Source organism: Methanobrevibacter sp., from assembly GCF_045611865.1.
In the GTDB taxonomy this organism is placed as follows: domain Archaea; phylum Methanobacteriota; class Methanobacteria; order Methanobacteriales; family Methanobacteriaceae; genus Methanocatella.
In genome coordinates, this window is record NZ_JAZKXX010000060.1 from 212,000 (window position 1) to 231,654 (window position 19,655).

A 19,655-nucleotide genomic window follows, 5' to 3' on the forward strand; every position below is an offset into this window, starting at 1 on the left:
TAGTAAAGGTGATTTAATTGTCTTCTTATAAAGGACATTCGATATTTGCATTAATAATTTCCTTGATGTTTTTTCATAGTCCTCCGTTAATTGCTCTTACCTTTATTGGTGCAAATATCCCAGATTTTGATCATAAATTCAAAAAGGAGAATGTCTATAAGTTGATTATTTTAGGATTGATAGTGTTTATTTCACTTTATATCCTTAAATTACCTTATTTCATTGGTTTAATAATTGTATTTTTAGGAGTTACATTTTACTTTTCAGAACATAGAAGTTTTACACATTCAATTTTTGGTATCTTGACATTAACGGCTTGTGTTTCACTAATTGTTATTTGGGGTTATGAATTAGTCGTTGGTGTTACAACTTTGGAAAATGATTATTTGATAATTGCAATAATCATTGCTATTTTAAGCTTTTTGTTCTTAAATAAGAAGTTATTGATGATTCTCATACCTTTGTTTTTCGTTAGTATGTTTATTATTCCAAATGGGGATATATCTTATATTGAAATTGTTTTGGCGCTGTTTTTGGGATTATTATCTCACACTGTTCTTGATTCATTCACGCCAGCTGGGATTAAAATTTTTGCACCCGTTTCTTCTAAAAAGGTTTATAAATCATTTGGTTTGGCAATGATATTTTTATTATCTGTAATCTCATTAATTATACATGTTCCGTTATTATTTAACTTATTTGAAAATTATGTGATGGTTTTGAAATTAATTTTTTAACTAAGTTGAAACAATTATATCATAATTTTTAATTTCTGTATATTTTTTTCTAAATTCGATTTTTAGTATAATTTTATTCCTGTTTTTTAATTTTGATAAACAAAATAGTTCATTTTAATTTTTTAGAAAAATTTTTTATAACAAACTTATTTTTTTATAGCATTTTTTTTAAAAAGCATACATTTATAATAAATAATCATGATAAATAATAATATTATTATTTAATGTCAATTTACTGACTTAATTTATATAATGAAATGGAGCTTATTTAATGTTTTTGACTAGAATTGGTTATGGAATTATTTATTTCTTAGACCTTATTTATGAAATCATTAAAGCAACAATCAGTGTTGCTTTTAATTCAGTTATGGGGAGAAATATTGATCCTATAGTTGTTGATATTGAAACAGTTTTAGAGAGGCCTGTTTCTCAAACAATTTTAGCAAATAGTATTTCTTTAACTCCAGGTACTTTGTCTGTTGATTTGGACAGTGAAAATAACATTATTAAAGTAGCTGCTATTTCTCCAAGAGAAAAAGAGGATATTATTCCTTTTGAAAAGTATATTAAGAAAATGCTCGAATAATCATTTTCTTATAAAAAAATCGAGTGAGATAGTATGGATATATTGTTTATTTCAAAATATATTTTGGTTATAGCATTAATTATCATGATGCTGGCCGCTTTAAGAGCGGGTTCATATAAATCCACTTCAATGGGACTTATAGGAAGTTCAGTTGTTGTTGTAGCTTTTGCTATGGCATTACTTGTTGGAGGGGATGTGTATGATATCGCATTCTTTAAAGATATATCATTGGCTTTAATATTCTTTGGTTTTATAGGTACTGTTGCTTTCGCTGCTGTTTTGGGAGGGGAAGATAAATGATAGAGTATATTCAATCTGCCCTTTTAATTATTGCAGCATTTTTAATTATTATCTCAGCAGTAGGAATCGTTACTTTACCAAAAAACACTAAAAATGCAGTTTATGCAAGGATTCATATCATTGGTGTTTTTGATATTGCCTGTATTATTGCCATGATTGGTCTTGGCCAATATTTGCTTGCGGGAATATACTTCATTATTGCACCGTTTACAGCACATGCAATAGCTAATGCTTATTGGAAAAAAGAAGATAGAGAAAATAATTTGGATTTGGTAACTGTTGAGGAAGTTCCGGATTATAACAATCCGTTTATTCATCCAAGAGATAAAATGCAAGTTTTTGAAAGTGAAAATTCAGAAAAACTTAAAGCTGATGACAGATTCTCAGTTACTACATTGGAAATTGAGGAGGGAGAATAAGATGTTGGAATTTGTATTATTGATTATAATTATTATAAGTGCAATTCTTGCTCTTATTCAGAAAGATTTATTAAAAGCTGCGATTTTAACAGGATTTACTGCGGGGGCTATTGCAGTTCTCTTCCAAGTGTTGATGGCGCCGGATGTTGCTTTAACTCAAGCTATTGTTGGTGCAGTAATTGTCCCTGTATTCATTGCTTTGGCCGTTAAAAAGACTCAAAGGGGTGATAGCTAATGGTACAGGTTCAATTGGCGATATTATTCACATCTATTGCTTTAGTAGTCATCGGACTGTATTCAGCAATTTTCATTGATAATATCATAAAAAAGATAATTGGTATTAGCTTTATTGAGGAGGGTGTTAACCTATTCATCGTAGCCCTTGGTTATAAGTATGGGGGTGTTGTTCCTATTTTGATTCCTGGAACTGACGCATCTTGGTTTGCATCAAATGCTGCTTATCCTCTTCCTTTCGGTTTAGTATTAACCAGTATTGTAATTGGCGCAAGTACTTTGGCTGTAATGCTTGCTTTGGTAATGGTATTGTATAGGAGGTATGGAACCTTATCCACTAAAGCAATGCTAGCAGACACATCAAAACAGGAGGAATACAATGAATGAATTAATTCCACTTATGGTTATTGTTCCTTTGATGGCAGGTTTGCTTATTTCAGCATTTTCAAAGTTCAACAAAATAACTAAGATTTTTGCATTTGTTATAGCAATATGTCTTCCGGCAATTCCATTATTGTCTAACTATGGATTGCATTACTTCGGAGGATATGCTCCGATGTTGGATAATGTAACTGGTGTGATGTATCATCCAGCAATTACCTATTCATTCACATTCTTGCAACAAATATTCATTGCAATGATTGGTCTTTTAACATTTTTAGTTGTATTTATCTATCTAACTAAGTATAAGAAAGTTTCAGGACCATATTTGTTCTTATTGTTCTTAGGTACTGCTGCAGTAACTGCAATGCTGTTAACAGATGATATTTTCCACATGTTTGTATTCTTTGAAATCTTAGCACTTGCACAAGTAGGTATTGTGGCTGCTTCATCAATTGATTACAGTTATGAAATGGCTTTAAAATATATGATTTTGGGATCTATCGGGTCACCAATTATGCTTTTAGGAATTGGATTCCTATTGGCACTAACAGGTAGTGTAAATGTTACAGATATTGTAGCTGCTGTTCATAATGGTTTAGTTGATGCTACTTCTCCAGTATTTTTAATTTCACTCGGATTAATCTTCTTTGGTTGGTTATACGCATCTGGTTTACCACCATTCCATACTATAAAATCTGGAATTTATTCAAAAGCAGAACCTCATGGAGCAGCTTTACTTCAATCATTTACAGTCATTTCAATGATTTCAATTGTATTGGTCATGTTTAGAATTTATTCAGTATTGCCAATATTTGAAGTTCTCATAGTCTTCTTCTCTATCTTGGCTATGATATTGGGTGTCTCTCTTGCACTTACTCAAACAGACTTCAGAAGAATGATTGGATTTTTAGCTGTAGGTGAACTTGGTTTCATTGGATTGGGTATAGGTCTTGGAACCCAATATGCAATTACTGCTGGTCTGTTCCAGGCTTTAAACGAAATTATTATTACAGCATTATTATTCATAGGTTTTGGTGCAATAGTTAATGCAACAAATGAAGTGGATACTCGTAAATTAGGTGGACTTTTAGCATACCATCCAAAAGTTAGCTTAATGCTTTTAATTGGTGGTTTGGCAATGGCTGGTGTTCCTCCTTTAAGCGGATTCCAATCTAAATTAATGCTTGTTCAAGCATCTTTAAGTTGTGGATTCCCTGAGATATCTATTTTAGCTATTATGGTAAGTATAGCCACATTTGTAGTGTTTGTTAAAACATTTTATGCAATGTTTTTAAGACCAAAACCAAATGACTTAGAACTTGAAGGAAAAAGTGTTCCAAATTCAATGATTATTGCAATGGGCATATTATTGATAATTATTGTTCTTTTAGGTTTATTCCCTGATGTTGTTACAAGCGGAATTTCTAACTTTGTAGGAGGGATATTATGAAACTGTATGATCAAATATTCGATGTTGTAAAACAATTCAGAAAATTGTTTTCACCAGGTCCCGTAACCAATGCTGATGTTTCTGGTAGTATTACAGCAGAAATATTTTTAATCGTATCATTGGTGTTATCTGCAATATTGTTAAGGCATGTAAGTGTTTTACTTGCAGGTATTGTTACATTGATATTGGCGGTTGTGTTAATTTCAAATATTCCGCTTATTCCTAAATTCAAAATAGAACAAGAAGATTCACTTGAAAAGATGTTATTTTACGCGATAGTCACACTTTCAATTATCATTGTATTTATGTACTGGGGTGGTAATCTTGTCTGATAAGAGCACTGTTCGTAATTTAATTGCAGCAATAATGGTTGCAATATGTTCTATTACATTATTTGATGCAATATTTAATTTAAGCAGCATCATCAATCCTGGTGTAAGCAATATTTATAATTATTTGGGAACACAGATTGCACCAAACATGGTGACAGTAGTAATTTTCGATTTCAGAGCATACGATACCTTAGGGGAATCAATTATTCTGTTAACTGCAGGAATAGTTGTATTGCTCATATTTGGTAGAGGATTATTGGGGGATAAAAGATGAGTCAAGGTAGTGTTATTTTAAAATTGATAGCTTTACCACTTTCAATTATTCTCATATGTTTGGGTATAATGACTGTTCTTGGTGGACATATTACTCCTGGTGGAGGTTTCCAAGGTGGAGCAATGATTGCTAGTGGTGTAGCATTATCCATTCTAGTTTATGGATTGGGCAATTCTCCATTAGAATTCTCTCATGCTTATATCGAAGTTTTCGAATCAATCGGTGCATTAGGATTTATCATATTAGGTTTAATCGGATTGTTTGTTGGAGGATTTTTCTTATACAATGTAGGTACAGACATACTTAACATTGTCCCGGCATCCATACAAAATGTTTTACATTATCCTGATGTCACCAATGCAGGCATAATTCCATATTTAAATATTTTCGTTGGTTTGAAAGTATTTGTGGGTTTATCTGCAATTGTTATTGCATTTGAAGGATTTAAAAAGTTTACTGAGGAGGGTGAATAATGTTTAGTTTAGGACCAATAATATTCGGATTAATATTTGGTTTAATTATCGGATCTCAACTTAAACTAAATATTGACGATACAAGATTCACTCTAGGCTCATTTATAGTGATACTTATTGCAGGAATTATTATGGCTTGGCAATTAGGTAATTTCCCGTTTTACACAGATTTACCTATTTCAACCGCATTTTTATCTGCTTTAATAGGAATTTTTGTAGGCAAACTAATATTTGCAAGGAGTAAATAAGGAGTTTTTATAATGTTTTTAACAACTAATGCATGTGATGGAAAAAGAGATTGTATAAAACAGTGTCCTACAAAAGCTATTAAATTCATTAATGGTAGAGCTTTCAGTTGTCTTACTTGCGGAATATGTTATAAAAACTGTCCAAATGGAGCAATATTCTTAAATAGCTATGGGGGATATGTTGTAGATAGAGCCAAATGTAATGGTTGTGGAATGTGTATGTACAATTGCCCTACCAATAACATCACTATTGAAGATGGGATTGTATATGGTATTTGTTCACGTTGCGGAGTCTGTGAAGAGGTCTGTTCAAATCGTATTGATGGTTATAAGCTTGAGAAAGAAAAACAACTCAATTTCATAGAATCATTGAACATACTCTACCCTCCAATGGAAAATGTTCCTCATAAAAGTGAAAGCAAAACTAAAGAAGTTACAAGAAGTTACTTCGGCACAGATTATGAGAAATGTGTTTTATGTGGAAGATGTCAAGAGTATTGTCCGACTGGAGCTATTCATGTAAATATTGACAGAGATGAGGGAATCTGCAGTGAATGTAGAATTTGTAATGATGTATGTCCTAATGAATCAATGAATAAGCTTCAAATTGTTAATAAGTCATCATGTACACTTTGTCTTAATTGTATGAAGGCTTGTCCTAACAATGCAATTTCAGTAGATGACTTTGAGATTATTGTTAATAAATTAAATCAAAAACCAACAGGATTTATTGTTTCTTGTCTAAATTGTGGTTTATGCGCTGATTTATGTGAAAATGAATCACTTAAGAAGGTAGATGGAAAATTAAGATATGACCCTACAGTTGACACTGAAAACGTAACTCATGACATAGCAACTGAGTCTTGTCCAGTCAATACTTTAAGACAAGATGATGAAATATACATTTATGATGAGATTAATGATGAAGAGTTACCTACATTGGCAGGATTCTGTGTTTCATGCGGTAAATGTGCACAAGTTTGTGATGAGACACATGCACGCCAATATATGACACATTCATGGGATGGTAGTGTTTCAGATGACTGTATCTCCTGTGGGATTTGTGTAGAAGTCTGTCAAGAAGAAGCTATTACATTAAACAGAGGCAGTATTACTGTTAACTTAGATAAATGTATATTATGTGAAAATTGTGCTGTTCACTGTCCTGTTGACGCAATTGCTAAAACTACAAGGTATAAAAATGAAATTAAGGATGGATTTAACTTCATTGAACAGGAATTATGTATGCATTGTGGGTTATGTCACAAGATTTGTTCATATGATGCGATTGATGAAATTGATGGTAATTATGTTGTAAATGAAGAAAAATGTACATATTGTGGAGCATGTAAAAATGCATGTCCTGCAAGGGCATTTTTATTCGAGAGAAATTTTAAAGATTCAATAGAGGGTATTTAAATGATAAACTTACTTAAAATAGCTTTAGAAGGAGCTTTTACCAACTTTAAAAGAATCTTTTTTGCAGCTGATAGAGTTACAGATATGGAACTTAGAAGACAAATCTCCACTCTTTCAGTTGAAGTTGATGATAGAGTTGATGAAAAAGCATGTATCGGATGTTCTGGTTGTGCTAATGTATGTCCAACAGGTGCAATTGAGATGAAACCGTTAGCAAACCCTGTTAAATTAACTGATGACTGGACTAAAGACCAAGTACCTGAAATTAATCTTGAAAAATGTGTTGTATGTTATTATTGTCATGATTTCTGCCCAATATTTTCACTTTATGGACAAAAAGGAACAGTTCATCCGAGTTGTGTTGGAGATCAAGAAGTCGATGTCTCAGAGTTTCTTGAACAACCATTTAAAATATCCGAGGATAAACTTAAGATTATTGCACAATACTTATCAGATAAAACAGTATTGAAAAATTTAGAGGATGGTGATTAGATGGGAATTAAATCATTTTCAAGGGCAAGAGCAATCCACGTCATGCTGGTTTACACTGGAGGATGTAATGGATGCGATATTGAAATTGTCAATTCAATATTATCACCACGTTTTGATGCTGAGCAATATAATGTGTTTTTAACTTGGAATCCTCGTGAAGCAGATGTATTGGTTGTTACAGGTCCGGTTACACATTTAAATAGGAAACCATTAGAAGCAATTTATGAAGCTATTCCTAATCCTAAGTTAGTTGTGGCTGCTGGAAGTTGTGCTCTAATGGGTGGTGTTTATAAGAATTGTTATGGTGATATACCTTCAGAAGAAATTGAAGGACCAGTTGAAAATATTATCCCGGTTAATGCTAAAGTTCCGGGTTGTGCGGTAAGACCTCAAGATGTCTTGGCTGGTGTTGTATCACTTTTACCTACATTATTAGATGCAGATTAAAGAGGGGATTAAATGGAGGAGAAAGTACCAAGAAGCAATATTATTGAAACAGGAATTCCAATGGGTACAGTTCACCCTGCTGCATTGGAACCATATAGAGTCAGGTTTTTTGTTGAAGATGAAATAGTTCAAGAAGCCGAAATAACTATTGGTGTTAATCATAGGGGTATTGAAAGAATCATGGAAGGACTTCCAGTTCAAAAAGCTAATTCACTTACAGAAAAAATTTGTGGAATCTGTTCAAATTCACATATATGGAATTCATGCAGAACTGCTGAAATGGGCATAGGTATTGAAATTCCAGATAGGGCTTTATATATTCGAGTTATCATGAGTGAACTTGAACGTTTGCATTCACACTTCTTGTATTTAGCGCATGGTTGTGAAGTATTGTCTCATGAAACATTTTCAATGAGGGTATTCTATTTAAGAGAAATTGTAATGGAATTGCTCGCAATGATAGGTGGTAACAGAGTTCAATATGGTTGTTCTGTTTTAGGTGGTGTAAGGCCAAGATGTGAATTGGATGAAGCAAAAATATTAAGGCTTAAAAATGATATGGATAAACTTGAAGAAGGTCTTACAGATTTTGCAACTAGATTTACCTCAGATTCAATGGTTATGTCAAGGATAACTGGAATTGGGGTATTGCCACAAAAACAAGCTATTGAATTGGCAGTGACTGGCCCAACTCTAAGAGCAACTGGTGTTGCAAGAGATTTAAGAACATCAATGTTTGAATATGATGAATTTGATTTTAATGTTGTCACACAACCTGATGGTGATGTGAAATCCAATTTGTTAATGAGGGCTTTAGAATCATTTGAATCAATTAAAATTATTAAACAAGCTATTGCAAACATTCCTGAAGGTAAATTGGTTAATCATGACTGGGAAATGATTGACACGGACATAACTGAAAGTTATATTGAAGTTCCAAGAGGAACTCTTTATCATTCTTATTCATTGGAAAGCGGTAGAGTAAGGCACTGTATTATAAGGACTCCATCAATGGCGAACATTGGGGCAATGCAATATGCATGTATTGGAGACCAGCTTACAGATGCACAATTATGTATTGTACAATGTGACCCTTGTTTCACTTGTACTGATAGAGCAATTGAGGTAATAAGGAGATAGATTATGTTTTCAAATACAATTATACATTCAGTTCTTGCAGTTGTTCTCACAGTATTGGTTTGTTTTATAATTTCAACATTACTTCCTGGAATTGAAAGAAAATACATTCATGCAAGAATTCAACAGAGAATTGGACCAATTCTTATCGCTCCAGGAATTATGGCTCCGATAAAATTCATGTTTAAGGAAAATGTTAAAGTCGAATCTCCTGTTCCAGGATTATATAAAATATTGCCAGTATTATGTTTCATTGTTGTTTTATGTATTCTTGTTGCATTAACTCCACAAGCTTATCAAATACCTGCTCTTGCAAGTTTGGTGGCGATTGTTGGGTTTTTAAAAGTGGAAGAGATTTGTTATGTATTGATGGGAGCATTATCTAAATCTGTAATGTCTTTAAGAATGCCATTCCCTGATTTGGCAAAAGGAGGAGCCCACCTAAATGCTCAAAGATCATTTGTTGAAGATATAAGTGCAAAAAGGTCTTTAAGAATGATTACTTATGGGTCTTTCCCATTGTATCTTGCGTTATTTGCTCCAGTAACTGCTGCAAGAAGCATTTTCTTACAAGATATTGTGTCATATCAACAAGTACATGGACCGTTCTTGTTTACAGTAGCGGGGGGAATAGCAGCAATTGTCTTTTTCATAGGGTACATGATAATTTTAAATGAATATCCATTTTCAATTATCAAAGCTAAAAGTGATGTAATTGAAGGACCATACATGGAATATGCGGCTAAATATAGAGCTATTGTTTATTTAACAAGAGGTTTTTTCATGTTTGTACTTGGTTGCGTATTTTCAGTATTATTCATTGGAATTCCTCCAAGCATTTTCTCATGGGGAATTTTAGTAAATATTGCTGTGGCATTAATCTTTGTGTTTATGATGGGAATATTTTCAGCATTCAGCCCAGTATTTACAAATAGGCAATTATTGCCTACAATTTTAGGCGCTACATTACTTGGAATATTATCTATTGTACTTGGATTATTATGAGGTGAGGAAAATGAAGTTTGTTATGAGGCCGTATCATATGGTAAGTCTTGGAGGATACATTGTTGAATGGGATTTTCCTTACAGAAATCTCATAGTAGTAAATAAAACCTCTGAACCAATTAAAATTGAAATACCTGTATTTCATGAAGAATGGATTGCTGAACATAGGGACTTAGGTCTAGAAGTGATTCCTGTTACTAAAGATGATAATTATTTAAGCATGTGGAAAAGAGCACATGCGGAACTAGATAAAATAAGGCCATAAAATGAGTGATTATACATTAACTATTAAATCAGATGAGAGAAAAGGCGTGTTGGATGATATTACTGATGTTATCACTAACCATGGTGCTAATATTAGTTATGTCCATCTTTTTGTCGAAAAAAATAATATGGGTTCTATTAATTTAGAACTAGAGCATGTTGAAGACATAGATGACTTAATTGCTGATTTAAAAAGTATTGACACAGTAAAATCAGTTGAATTACATGGTTCTCAACTTGATATTTATGGGAAACGTATAATTATAGTTGGTGGCGGAGCGCAGGTGTCTCAAGTGGCTATGGGTGCAATCACCGAAGCGGATAGGCATAATATACGTGGGGAACGTATCAGTATTGATACAATTCCATTGGTTGGTGAAAAAGATTTGGCTGAAGCTGTTGAAGCTATTTCTAGATTGCCTCGTGTAAGTGCTTTGGTTCTTGCAGGTTCTCTTATGGGTGGAGAAATTACAGAAGCTGTTAAAAAGGTTAAAGAAGAAAGTAAGCTTATTGTAATTTGTCTAAATATGCCTGGAAGTGTAACGGAATATGCTGATTTGATTATCACGGATCCAATTCAGGCCGGTGTTTTAGCGGTAATGTCAATAGCAGATACTGCAGTATTTGATATTGAAAGGCTTGGGGACAATATTAAATTTTAAATCATGTTTATGGATATATGGGGGAGTTTTTCAACTCCCTTAATTAATTTTTAATACAGATATCTTTGTATTCGCAATTTTGACATTTTTTGCCATTCATTTTTATATCTGGAGTTTTTTTATTTTCAACTATTTCTTTTACTTTGTGCATTTCATCAAATAATGCCTTTCTTAAATCCACATCCATTACAACTGGTCGCCTATCGCCTATTTTTTCATATTCCACAAAACCGACATAAACTTCGGTTTCAAATTCTTCTTCAATGAGTATTGCATGAGCAACTAATTCGATTGCATCTTGTCTCCAAACACCATTAAGCGGAGGTTTTGAGCTTTTAATAGTTACAGGATAATATCTGCCATCATTTATCTCTATTTTATCACACATCCCAATCAATTCAAGATTTTCATTTTTTATAAGATAGGAATGCATGCAATTCGGAAAAAACATGTCCATTATTGCAAAGGCATTTTTATCAAGTATTTTCATCGCTTTTGAGATTTTTAATGCCATGATTTTGATGTTAAAATGGGCGCTATCAAATATTTCATTGTTTTTTTCTTCTTCAATTTGAAATCCCATTTCTTTAATTGAATCTAGGTTACTTTTGATATAATGGTCCATATTGTCGGATAATATGCATTCAATCTCTTTGAGATTCATTTCTTTTTTTACTTTTCGCATATTTTTATTGATTAGGTCTTGAACATCGATTTTAAGCTTTTTGATTTCAACAGCTAATTGGTAATTGTCATTTTTGTTAGTATCTGTGTGAATTTGATGATATACTTTCATTGGACAATATAAATTTGTTTTTATGGAAGAAACATTTATCATAATATAACCTCTTAAAATTATTAATATTACTATTAACCTAATAATATTTAAAATTAGAAGTTATAACTGATATAAATTTCTTCAAATAAAATAAAAAAAGTAAATAGCTAGTAATTTAGCTATTTAAATTCAATTTTACACGTCGTAGTAATGTTCGTTTATTGCAGGCAATTTTGCAAATATGACTGGAACTACAATCAATACTATTGTTAATATTATCATGATTGTTGTACTAAAGCTATTGGAAGAACTTATGGTTGAGTATATTCCTTGAGCCCAAAGGCCGAAAATACAAATTGGTAATATGTATTTAATTACAGTTTTCCATGTTTTGCCTACTTTAATTTTGGAATTGTTGTTTAATGTTTCAATTAAATCGTCAAATTTGTAAATCCAACCAAAGATTATACATTCAAGAAGTACTGCAAATAGCAATGCGAAATTGTTTAAGAACGCATCAAATACTCCCAAAATTGAACTTCCAAGTCCTGTTGCAAAGATTGTTGATATACAAAATCCGACAATACAAACTGCTGTTGCGGTCTTTTTACGTTCAATAAGGAATTTTTCAGAAATTGAATAACAGACTCCTTCAAGAAGTGCAATAACTGATGTGATTCCTGCAAATAGAATACATAAAAAGAACAATGGCCCAACAATGTAAGCAACATCGCCCATTATGTTAAATACCTGTGGGAAAACTACAAATGCAAGTCCTGTTCCTTCAGTTACAAGTTCATTAAATGGAATTCCAGAACTCAAGGTCATAAATCCTAAAATGGAAAATATTCCAATTGAATTAAACACTTCAAAACCTGAGTTTGAAAATGCAACAACTAAAGCATTATCGACTAATTTGGAGCCTTCTGGTAGGTAACTGGCATAAGTCATAGCGATTGCCATACCTAAACTTAGTGAAAACACGATTTGTCCAAATGCAGCTAACCAAACGTCTAAATTAGTCAGTGCTGACCAATCTGGTGTAAAAATCTGTGTGTATCCGATTGATGCGCCAGGTAATGTTAGTGAGAAAGCTACAATGCCCACAACTATTATACAAAGCAATGGCAATAGGATTTTGCTCACACGACCAATACCTTCATTCAAGTCTCTTTTGAGGATAAACCATGCTATAAACCAAATTGCAAATACTGATGCAAGTACTGTTGGAACTATTGTAAATATTCCGGACACTGAATCTGTTGCGTGTAGGACATTATTTGTGAAATATAAGTCTGGGTTTGCTCCCCATGCTTTTGTAATACTTAAAACAATGTATATTAAATCCCATCCAACAACACATACATAGTATGTTGTGATTAAAAATACGACTAATAGGATGAACCATGCTACAGGTTCTAGTTTTTTACTGACTGAAAACAATATTCTTGCAAGTGACCTTTTAAATTTGAATCCTACAGCATATTCGACTAAAACGAAGGAAATTCCTAAAAGAAATAGTGAAACGATGTATGGAATCATAAATGATCCTCCACCATTGGAATATAAAACATTTGGAAAACGCCAGATGTTTCCAAGTCCAACAGCAGAACCAATCATTGCCATCATAAATGCAAGATTACTGTTCCATTCGGATCTTTTCTGTTCTGTCATTTTATCACATATTTTTGATACTATTATTTTAGTGTTTAAAGTTTAAATAATTGATTAATTTAGTTAATATAATCAAGTTTTTCAAAAAAAGTAGGTTTAAGGGAAAAAATTTTCCCTATGATAATTTTAGTATTCTTTGTACCAGACAGTAGCTTTGTATGGAGTATACCCATTAATTAGGTCTGTTCGGATATGTCCTCCATTGCCTTTAACGGTTTTTGTTTTAACATTTCCTTTCTTATTTTTAAAGAAGAATTTCACTTTGACAAGCTTGGTGTGGTGGGGTTCGATATCTCCATTTACTCCATTTCCTATGTACCATGAAGTAACACCAGTTCCTTTGTCAAACTGCATATTCCCTTTGTATTCGACATAACCGGCAATTGCATCACCGTTTTTAAGTATTAATGATTTTGGACCCCAAAGTACTCCTGGTTTAAAATTATAAATTTTAACGGTTGCTTGTTTTGTGCTAGTTTTTGCAGCACTGTCTGCTTGAGCACATGCGCTAGCGATTATGAATAAAGCACCAATAAAAATTAAAAGGATAATTAAATGTTTTTTATTTAGATTCATGGTACTTCCTTAAAATCTATTTTTTTAGTTTTTCCATTTCTTTTTCAATCATTTGGTCTCTGTAGTCATCGTCAAGCTTTGCAGAGAAAACAAACACTTTTAAGAAGTGAATTATTAAACCAATTGCCCATAAAACGGTAATCCAGTAAAACCACCAACTACCAAAAGATGTAATGGCATTAAGAACAAAAAGAATCACGTTACCTGTAATAAAACCATATAAATGATGATAAAAACCAAGTTTTGCATCCGCTCTTTTTTCTGCTTTTTTATATAAATCATCTGTCATTAAATCACCAATTTTAATTTATAACACATATTATTTGAATATTTTCATTTATCTTTTTTTAATTCCTTGATTTCTGCTCTTAAATCTTCAATTACTTCATCGTATTCATTTCTTAATTCGTTGATTTTCTGTTCTTCGTAACTAATTAAAGATTCTTTTTTCTGTCTTTTTTCTCTAACAACGATTGAAAACAAAATTATTCCGATAACAGATGCAAATAACATTATTGGATAGATATTTCTGAGGTAAGGGAATGAAATGTCTGGTGGAGTTAATATAACAATCATCAACATCTCAAAACCAGTAAATAAAAACATTAATGTTATTGCAGCGATAGTTCTAGGGAATTTTTTATCATTCCACATAAAGATTAAACTTCCGACAACTCCACTGATTACGGTTGAAATTGCACAAGGCAGTGCTGTGGTTCCTCCCAGGGTGAATCTATATGCTCCGGATATTATTCCCACAGGTATTCCCAAATAAGGACCTCCAAATAAACCACTAATCATAACTATCAAGCATCTGACGTTGGCAGGTGTATCGTTAATTGTCACGCACCATCTTGAAGCCACAAGCCCTAATATTGTAAATATGACAAAGCAAACAATTAGATTTTTTTTATCATATTCGCCATGCAAAACAGCTTTAAATGATTTTAAATTGGTTGCAATAAGAACAAATATTAAGACTGCACACAACATCTTAAACATTTCTAAATATGGGCCAAAAAGTTCTGGAGTATTGACCTTGCTGTTAAAATATGAAGTCATAAGGCCTATTGCACATATAATTATTAAATAGACCATTCCATAAAGAGGACTATCTCCCAATTCTTTTATTTTAGGTAATTTGGCCGAAATGAATCCTAAAATGATTATAGTGGCTATAACAGCAGATATATCGTTAAAAAATTCAAGATTAAAGTTTATTCCAGCGGTTGAATAATAACTGACTAATCCTATTAAAAGAACAATATTTAAAATGATTAATATTAGGAATAACACATTCATTTTCAAATAATTTTTGTTTTTATGTTTTAATCTCTCTTTTAGCATTGAAATCATTATTTTAAAGAATTTTTTGTAATTTTAATTATATTGGTATTTATATTAATATTTTTTTTAAATTCATGCTGGGCTTTCTTTAAGTTTTACATACTCATCGATAGCTTCACGGGTAGTTCCGACAACCAAACGATAATGGGAATCTGCGCCGTCAACAATAACTTTTTCCACCTTTCCTTTAGCTATCACATGCTCGCCATCGACTACTTCTCCGGCGTAAGTGTGTGTAAATGATACTATTTCTGTCAGATTAAAATCCACACCATCTAAAAGCTTAACATTTTCAATTGTATAAAGTGAAGGATTATCAAATGCTCCAAGGGCACTCACAATGTCTGCTTCGATTTGTGCAATTCCCTGTGGTTCGTATACTGTATCTCCCCACTTCCCACTGATTTCTGAGTAATCTTTTGTGGCTAGAATATCAAATAGGGTTCCGTTAATAGTTCCTCTATTTGCTTTCCTGTTTTCATACCATCTGAATTCGCTTTTAGTTAGGCTTGAATCACTCATTCTTTTGTTATATACAAAATCCCAATAATCATCAGTGATTCCTTGAACTGTAATATGTTTGTCAACTTCTTTGATGTAAACTTCTTTCCCTCTATGTTCTTTAAAAGCAGCAATTGCTCTTCTGTGGTTATCTAAACCATATACCACAAAGTCTAAATCACTTACATCATCTTTTTGAAGTCCAGGTAGTATAGATCCTGAAATTCCAAGATGGTCATAGGGGATATCTGCCATAAAATGGAAAAAGTCAGCAACATCCATTAATTTTGAAATTAATTTAGGGTTTTTAACCTCACCACCACTTTCAAAAGTCTTTTTAAGACCAAAAAGCCTTTCTTCGGGTTTTATAATTTTTTCAACTTTATCAAGTGGAACTCCCATCATTTCAACATTTGTAACATCACAGAAGTACAAATAATCAGGATGGTTTTCTCTTAAATATGAATAAGCTTCTTCAGATCCCACTTTTCGGTATCTTCTTCCGTCTTTTTCACGGTCACCTTCTGGGTCTGGCACATACCTTAAAAAACAGATTACCCTATCTTCAGGGTGAATGTAGTTGGTTGAAGCAAAATATAAATCATCACTAGTATAAATAAAATCTCTTGTTCTTACCTGTTTCATTTCATGACACCTATTGTTATTTTTAATTTTAGTCTTATATCTATTTTGAGTTTATGGAGACAGTGCATTTATAAAAATTTTTTATAATCTTTAAACAAATATAGTAGTATTTGATTTATGGGGGGGGTATATTTATTAAATCTAAAATTATTTTCGCCTTATTGGTTACATTTGTTTTAACCAGTTTGACATGTGTAAGTGCAACTGACAGTAATCATGGGGTATTGGAAGATTATCAGGGCACTGGTGAAGTTGGCAATTTCACAGATTTAAATGTTGAGATTGGTAAAATCACAACTGGTGGAAATCTAACATTAGAAAAGGATTATACATACAATAACGATTCCGATTACAGGGATGGCATCATAATAGATAAGGACAACATTGTAATTGATGGGGATGGACACACTATTGATGGGGCAGGACAGGCCAGAATATTTTATATAACTTCAAACAACGTTACCTTAAAAAATATTAAATTTGTAAATGGGTTTTCAAGTGAAAATGGCGGAGCAATATTTACTGTTAATGGTTTAAACATTTTGGATTCAGTATTTGATAATAATACTGCTTCTAAAGCTGGGGGAGCAGTATTTGTTGCAGATGCTTTTTCAAATTGTAAAATCAATTCTATATTCATAAATAATACTGCAAATAATGGTGGAGCAATATACTATAACGATTCAATTATTGATGTTGAAATAACTGGGTATTTTGAAGGCAATAAGGCTGAAAGGGTCGGTGGATCAATATTTGTTAGAGGAGAATCTAGAAACAACATATTTGCATCAGAGTTTTATAACAATTCCGCAAATTTGGCAAGTGGTGGAGCAATATTTTTCTATAAGCTTGCTGAGAACAACATTTTTGAAAGCATTTTTAGATATAACAATGCAGGCTATGGTGCTGGAATCTTTTTTTACAACAAGGCAAATAATAATAAGTTCAATTGTGATTTCAGATTCAATGTAGCTAAATCCTGTGGAGGAGCTATGTTTTTTTACAATACTACAAATAACAATACTTTCACAGGTTATTTCGTCAACAATTCTGCTTTAGGCTTGCTTGATGATGTAAACGGGAATGGTGGAGCAATAACATTCAAAAATACGTCAAGTAATAGTGTATTTACCTGTGATTTTATTAATAATACGGCCGCTAAAACAGGTGGTGGAGTAAACTATAGGGAAACTTCCTACAATATTACATTCAATAGCAATTTCATTAACAATAAGGGAAAAATCGGTGGTGGAGTTAATTTCTTTAAAAGCTTTGAAAATGTAATATTTAATGGGGAATTCGTAGGCAATTCTGCTGTTTGTGGTGGTGCAATAGCTGCCGGAAGCGGAGTTGTTAAAAACACATGTTTTATGGGTAATCGTGCGGAAACTGGCGCTGCAATATATTTTGACAATATTAGTGAAGTAATAAACTGTAAATTTGACAATAACAAAATCACTGATGAATATGGGGATGGCGGTGCAGTTTATTTCAACAATGAAGGAACAATATCTAACTCCATCTTTACAAACAACAATGGAGGATACAGTGCCGGTGCAGTTTATTTTGCTGAAAAAGGAACTGTTGACAACTCTTATTTTGAAAACAACACTGCAGATTTCTACGGAGGTGCAATTGATTTGGAAGATAATGGAACAGTAACAAACTGTAACTTCACTAACAACACTGCAAAATATAATGGGGGAGCAGTTTACTTCTGGGAAGATGGAAAAATAGATAATTCAAACTTTAATGATAATGCTGCGCAAAATGGCGGATCAGTATATGTCGCAGGTGTTGGTGAAGTAAACAATTGTAATTTCACAAATAACAATGCAAGAACTGGTGGTGCAATTGAATTATGGGGAAATGGTTCAATTAAAAATTCCAATTTCAACAATAATGTTGCAAAATTCAGCGGAGGAGCAATTTATCTTAACTGTAATGTAAAAGTAACTGATTGTAATTTCACCAACAATGTCGCTGAGGAATATGCTGGCGGTGCACTTTATATTTACTCTGTCGGGGAAATAACTGATTGTAATTTCGCCAACAACACAGCATGTGATAATGGAGGAACCATTTATTTCAATGGTGAAGGAACTTTAACAAACACAAGAATAGCCAACAGTAAAACAAAATATGGTGGAGCAATCTACTTTAACATAAATGGAACAGTTGACAGATCTATTTTTGAAAACAATAGTGCTGATGATGGTGGAGCAATATTATCTCATGGAAATTTAGCAATAAATAATTCCATATTTAATGACAATCTTGCATCAGTTGGAACATATCATATAAGTCTAAAAGAGAATGCAGGAATTGCATTGAATAATGTAACTCCAGAAAATCTTGGACCATTCCATATTGTGCAATTAACAGTTTTAGACATTGTTAATGTTACTTATGGTGAAACTGTAAAAGTTACTGCTAATGTGGTTGATGAAAATAAAGCTCCATTAAATAACGGTACAATATCTGTTATTATTGTTGGAGAGATTTATTCAGGAAATGTTGACAATGGAAGCGCAACAATTGAAATTCCTGACTTAAATGCTGGTTCTTATTCTGCTGATGTTGTATTCAATGGTGGTGAGAACTACACCGAACCAACCAAAAACATTGATTTTAATGTTGAAAAACAAAATTTAACAATCGCTGCTAGTAATAAAGCCTATGTAATTAACTATTGCGGAAAATACTCAGTAACAGTTAAAGATGTTAACAATAATTGGGTTTCAGGTGTGAAAGTAACATTCACATTAAATGGCAAGACTATAGGAACAGCCACCACAAATTCCAAAGGTGTTGCAACAATAACATTAACTGCAAAAATGCTCAAGACCGCAAAAGTAGGTAAAAAGAATCTTGTTATCAAGACCAGCAATGCAAACTACAATACGGCTAGTAAAACTGTTAAAATAACAATCAAAAAGGAAAAAACAAAAATCATTGCTAAATCAAAGGCATTCAAAAGTTCAACAAAAACTAAAAAGTATGCAGTAACTCTTAAAAACAGTAAGGGAAAAGCGATTAAAAAGGTGAAAGTTACCTTAAAAGTTAATGGTAAAACATTCGCTGCCAAAACCAACAACAATGGTAAGGTAACATTTAAAATTAAGAACTTAACTAAAAAAGGTAAATATAATGCTGTAGTGACATACAAAGGTAATAACTACTATAATAAAGCGATTAAAAAAGTTAAAATTCTAATTAAGTAAGTGCAAATGCATTTACTTATATTTTCTTTTTAAATACGATACTTTTT

Annotated in this window: 25 protein-coding genes; 19 read left to right on the plus strand and 6 right to left on the minus strand. The window is 32.4% G+C overall.

Annotation, left to right across the window (positions count from 1 at the left end; all coding sequences use genetic code 11):
- The first annotated feature begins 17 nt into the window (after positions 1 to 17).
- From ACKI32_RS06695 to ACKI32_RS06780, 18 genes are all read left to right on the plus strand, one after another.
- The gene (locus ACKI32_RS06695) at positions 18 to 737 is read left to right on the plus strand and encodes a metal-dependent hydrolase (protein WP_407414751.1); all 720 of its coding nucleotides are present in this window, start codon (positions 18 to 20) and stop codon (positions 735 to 737) included.
- Positions 738 to 1,008: 271 nt separating this feature from the next.
- Positions 1,009 to 1,323, plus strand: a complete 315-nt coding sequence (locus ACKI32_RS06700; protein WP_407414753.1) for a monovalent cation/H+ antiporter subunit E — start codon at positions 1,009 to 1,011, stop codon at positions 1,321 to 1,323.
- Between the two features lie 33 nt (positions 1,324 to 1,356).
- Positions 1,357 to 1,623 carry a hypothetical protein gene (locus tag ACKI32_RS06705; protein ID WP_407414755.1) on the plus strand — a complete coding sequence of 89 codons (267 nt, stop codon included), beginning with the start codon at positions 1,357 to 1,359 and terminating at the stop codon, positions 1,621 to 1,623.
- A complete protein-coding gene (locus ACKI32_RS06710; protein ID WP_407414757.1) occupies positions 1,620 to 2,042 on the plus strand; it encodes a cation:proton antiporter in 423 nt (140 codons plus the stop codon). The genes ACKI32_RS06705 and ACKI32_RS06710 overlap by 4 nt, the downstream gene beginning before the upstream one ends.
- 1 nt (position 2,043) lies before the next feature.
- The gene (locus ACKI32_RS06715; RefSeq protein ID WP_407414759.1) at positions 2,044 to 2,277 is read left to right on the plus strand and encodes a hydrogenase subunit MbhD domain-containing protein; all 234 of its coding nucleotides are present in this window, start codon (positions 2,044 to 2,046) and stop codon (positions 2,275 to 2,277) included.
- Entirely contained in the window at positions 2,277 to 2,663 is a 387-nt protein-coding gene (locus ACKI32_RS06720) for a cation:proton antiporter subunit C (RefSeq protein WP_407414761.1), read from the plus strand. Before ACKI32_RS06715 ends, ACKI32_RS06720 begins: the two co-directional genes overlap by 1 nt.
- A complete protein-coding gene (ehbF, locus tag ACKI32_RS06725) occupies positions 2,656 to 4,110 on the plus strand; it encodes an energy conserving hydrogenase EhbF (protein ID WP_407414763.1) in 1,455 nt (484 codons plus the stop codon). The genes ACKI32_RS06720 and ehbF overlap by 8 nt, the downstream gene beginning before the upstream one ends.
- Complete coding sequence (locus ACKI32_RS06730; RefSeq protein WP_407414765.1) at positions 4,107 to 4,442, plus strand: hydrogenase; 336 nt, start codon at positions 4,107 to 4,109, stop codon at positions 4,440 to 4,442. The genes ehbF and ACKI32_RS06730 overlap by 4 nt, the downstream gene beginning before the upstream one ends.
- A gap of 34 nt (positions 4,443 to 4,476) precedes the next feature.
- On the plus strand, positions 4,477 to 4,716 hold the full coding sequence (locus ACKI32_RS06735) for an EhbH (protein ID WP_407414823.1): 240 nt from the start codon (positions 4,477 to 4,479) through the stop codon (positions 4,714 to 4,716).
- Entirely contained in the window at positions 4,713 to 5,189 is a 477-nt protein-coding gene (locus ACKI32_RS06740; RefSeq protein ID WP_407414767.1) for an MnhB domain-containing protein, read from the plus strand. Before ACKI32_RS06735 ends, ACKI32_RS06740 begins: the two co-directional genes overlap by 4 nt.
- Positions 5,189 to 5,437, plus strand: a complete 249-nt coding sequence (locus tag ACKI32_RS06745) for an energy-converting hydrogenase B subunit J (protein ID WP_407414769.1) — start codon at positions 5,189 to 5,191, stop codon at positions 5,435 to 5,437. Before ACKI32_RS06740 ends, ACKI32_RS06745 begins: the two co-directional genes overlap by 1 nt.
- 12 nt (positions 5,438 to 5,449) lie before the next feature.
- Positions 5,450 to 6,856 carry a 4Fe-4S binding protein gene (locus tag ACKI32_RS06750; protein WP_407414771.1) on the plus strand — a complete coding sequence of 469 codons (1,407 nt, stop codon included), beginning with the start codon at positions 5,450 to 5,452 and terminating at the stop codon, positions 6,854 to 6,856.
- On the plus strand, positions 6,857 to 7,348 hold the full coding sequence (locus ACKI32_RS06755; RefSeq protein WP_407414773.1) for a 4Fe-4S binding protein: 492 nt from the start codon (positions 6,857 to 6,859) through the stop codon (positions 7,346 to 7,348). It begins immediately after the preceding gene.
- On the plus strand, positions 7,349 to 7,795 hold the full coding sequence (locus tag ACKI32_RS06760) for an NADH-quinone oxidoreductase subunit B family protein (protein ID WP_292603639.1): 447 nt from the start codon (positions 7,349 to 7,351) through the stop codon (positions 7,793 to 7,795).
- 12 nt (positions 7,796 to 7,807) lie between these two features.
- Positions 7,808 to 8,935 carry a nickel-dependent hydrogenase large subunit gene (locus ACKI32_RS06765; RefSeq protein ID WP_407414776.1) on the plus strand — a complete coding sequence of 376 codons (1,128 nt, stop codon included), beginning with the start codon at positions 7,808 to 7,810 and terminating at the stop codon, positions 8,933 to 8,935.
- A 3-nt stretch (positions 8,936 to 8,938) separates the two neighbouring features.
- Positions 8,939 to 9,937: a respiratory chain complex I subunit 1 family protein gene (locus ACKI32_RS06770; RefSeq protein ID WP_407414778.1), complete on the plus strand. Its 999-nt coding sequence runs from the start codon at positions 8,939 to 8,941 to the stop codon at positions 9,935 to 9,937.
- 10 nt (positions 9,938 to 9,947) lie between these two features.
- On the plus strand, positions 9,948 to 10,202 hold the full coding sequence (locus ACKI32_RS06775) for an energy-converting hydrogenase B subunit P (RefSeq protein WP_407414780.1): 255 nt from the start codon (positions 9,948 to 9,950) through the stop codon (positions 10,200 to 10,202).
- 1 nt (position 10,203) lies between these two features.
- Positions 10,204 to 10,863 carry a DUF5612 domain-containing protein gene (locus tag ACKI32_RS06780; RefSeq protein ID WP_407414782.1) on the plus strand — a complete coding sequence of 220 codons (660 nt, stop codon included), beginning with the start codon at positions 10,204 to 10,206 and terminating at the stop codon, positions 10,861 to 10,863.
- Between the two features lie 43 nt (positions 10,864 to 10,906).
- Here ACKI32_RS06780 and cas4 read toward each other — a convergent pair whose 3' ends face one another.
- The 6 genes from cas4 to ACKI32_RS06810 all read right to left on the minus strand — a co-directional run bounded on the left by cas4 (position 10,907) and on the right by ACKI32_RS06810 (position 16,384).
- Positions 10,907 to 11,701: a CRISPR-associated protein Cas4 gene (cas4, locus tag ACKI32_RS06785; RefSeq protein ID WP_407414784.1), complete on the minus strand. Its 795-nt coding sequence runs from the start codon at positions 11,699 to 11,701 to the stop codon at positions 10,907 to 10,909.
- A gap of 135 nt (positions 11,702 to 11,836) precedes the next feature.
- On the minus strand, positions 11,837 to 13,315 hold the full coding sequence (locus ACKI32_RS06790) for a sodium-dependent transporter (RefSeq protein WP_407414786.1): 1,479 nt from the start codon (positions 13,313 to 13,315) through the stop codon (positions 11,837 to 11,839).
- A 126-nt stretch (positions 13,316 to 13,441) separates the two neighbouring features.
- Entirely contained in the window at positions 13,442 to 13,891 is a 450-nt protein-coding gene (locus ACKI32_RS06795; RefSeq protein ID WP_407414788.1) for a hypothetical protein, read from the minus strand.
- A gap of 16 nt (positions 13,892 to 13,907) precedes the next feature.
- Positions 13,908 to 14,180 (minus strand): 2TM domain-containing protein, encoded by a 273-nt coding sequence (locus ACKI32_RS06800; protein WP_407414790.1) that lies wholly within the window; start codon positions 14,178 to 14,180, stop codon positions 13,908 to 13,910.
- A 44-nt stretch (positions 14,181 to 14,224) separates the two neighbouring features.
- Positions 14,225 to 15,193: a LytS/YhcK type 5TM receptor domain-containing protein gene (locus ACKI32_RS06805; protein ID WP_407414792.1), complete on the minus strand. Its 969-nt coding sequence runs from the start codon at positions 15,191 to 15,193 to the stop codon at positions 14,225 to 14,227.
- Between the two features lie 117 nt (positions 15,194 to 15,310).
- Positions 15,311 to 16,384, minus strand: coding sequence for a DNA polymerase subunit beta (locus ACKI32_RS06810; protein ID WP_407414794.1), 1,074 nt, complete (start codon positions 16,382 to 16,384; stop codon positions 15,311 to 15,313).
- Positions 16,385 to 16,545: 161 nt separating this feature from the next.
- On the opposite strand from ACKI32_RS06810, the gene ACKI32_RS06815 reads away from it, so the two are divergent.
- Positions 16,546 to 19,608: an Ig-like domain repeat protein gene (locus ACKI32_RS06815; RefSeq protein WP_407414796.1), complete on the plus strand. Its 3,063-nt coding sequence runs from the start codon at positions 16,546 to 16,548 to the stop codon at positions 19,606 to 19,608.
- Positions 19,609 to 19,655: the final 47 nt, after the last annotated feature.

What these genes read in the sequence shown, in the direction of transcription:
- ACKI32_RS06700 (WP_407414753.1), top strand. Translation starts at nt 1,009, where the DNA reads ATGTTTTTGACTAGAATTGGTTATGGAATTATTTATTTCTTAGACCTT.
- ACKI32_RS06705 (WP_407414755.1), top strand. Translation starts at nt 1,357, where the DNA reads ATGGATATATTGTTTATTTCAAAATATATTTTGGTTATAGCATTAATT.
- ACKI32_RS06710 (WP_407414757.1), top strand. Translation starts at nt 1,620, where the DNA reads ATGATAGAGTATATTCAATCTGCCCTTTTAATTATTGCAGCATTTTTA.
- ACKI32_RS06715 (WP_407414759.1), top strand. Translation starts at nt 2,044, where the DNA reads ATGTTGGAATTTGTATTATTGATTATAATTATTATAAGTGCAATTCTT.
- ACKI32_RS06720 (WP_407414761.1), top strand. Translation starts at nt 2,277, where the DNA reads ATGGTACAGGTTCAATTGGCGATATTATTCACATCTATTGCTTTAGTA.
- ehbF (WP_407414763.1), top strand. Translation starts at nt 2,656, where the DNA reads ATGAATGAATTAATTCCACTTATGGTTATTGTTCCTTTGATGGCAGGT.
- ACKI32_RS06730 (WP_407414765.1), top strand. Translation starts at nt 4,107, where the DNA reads ATGAAACTGTATGATCAAATATTCGATGTTGTAAAACAATTCAGAAAA.
- ACKI32_RS06735 (WP_407414823.1), top strand. Translation starts at nt 4,477, where the DNA reads ATGGTTGCAATATGTTCTATTACATTATTTGATGCAATATTTAATTTA.
- ACKI32_RS06740 (WP_407414767.1), top strand. Translation starts at nt 4,713, where the DNA reads ATGAGTCAAGGTAGTGTTATTTTAAAATTGATAGCTTTACCACTTTCA.
- ACKI32_RS06745 (WP_407414769.1), top strand. Translation starts at nt 5,189, where the DNA reads ATGTTTAGTTTAGGACCAATAATATTCGGATTAATATTTGGTTTAATT.
- ACKI32_RS06750 (WP_407414771.1), top strand. Translation starts at nt 5,450, where the DNA reads ATGTTTTTAACAACTAATGCATGTGATGGAAAAAGAGATTGTATAAAA.
- ACKI32_RS06755 (WP_407414773.1), top strand. Translation starts at nt 6,857, where the DNA reads ATGATAAACTTACTTAAAATAGCTTTAGAAGGAGCTTTTACCAACTTT.
- ACKI32_RS06760 (WP_292603639.1), top strand. Translation starts at nt 7,349, where the DNA reads ATGGGAATTAAATCATTTTCAAGGGCAAGAGCAATCCACGTCATGCTG.
- ACKI32_RS06765 (WP_407414776.1), top strand. Translation starts at nt 7,808, where the DNA reads ATGGAGGAGAAAGTACCAAGAAGCAATATTATTGAAACAGGAATTCCA.
- ACKI32_RS06770 (WP_407414778.1), top strand. Translation starts at nt 8,939, where the DNA reads ATGTTTTCAAATACAATTATACATTCAGTTCTTGCAGTTGTTCTCACA.
- ACKI32_RS06775 (WP_407414780.1), top strand. Translation starts at nt 9,948, where the DNA reads ATGAAGTTTGTTATGAGGCCGTATCATATGGTAAGTCTTGGAGGATAC.
- ACKI32_RS06780 (WP_407414782.1), top strand. Translation starts at nt 10,204, where the DNA reads ATGAGTGATTATACATTAACTATTAAATCAGATGAGAGAAAAGGCGTG.
- cas4 (WP_407414784.1), bottom strand. Translation starts at nt 11,701, where the DNA reads ATGATAAATGTTTCTTCCATAAAAACAAATTTATATTGTCCAATGAAA.
- ACKI32_RS06790 (WP_407414786.1), bottom strand. Translation starts at nt 13,315, where the DNA reads ATGACAGAACAGAAAAGATCCGAATGGAACAGTAATCTTGCATTTATG.
- ACKI32_RS06795 (WP_407414788.1), bottom strand. Translation starts at nt 13,891, where the DNA reads ATGAATCTAAATAAAAAACATTTAATTATCCTTTTAATTTTTATTGGT.
- ACKI32_RS06800 (WP_407414790.1), bottom strand. Translation starts at nt 14,180, where the DNA reads ATGACAGATGATTTATATAAAAAAGCAGAAAAAAGAGCGGATGCAAAA.
- ACKI32_RS06805 (WP_407414792.1), bottom strand. Translation starts at nt 15,193, where the DNA reads ATGAATGTGTTATTCCTAATATTAATCATTTTAAATATTGTTCTTTTA.
- ACKI32_RS06810 (WP_407414794.1), bottom strand. Translation starts at nt 16,384, where the DNA reads ATGAAACAGGTAAGAACAAGAGATTTTATTTATACTAGTGATGATTTA.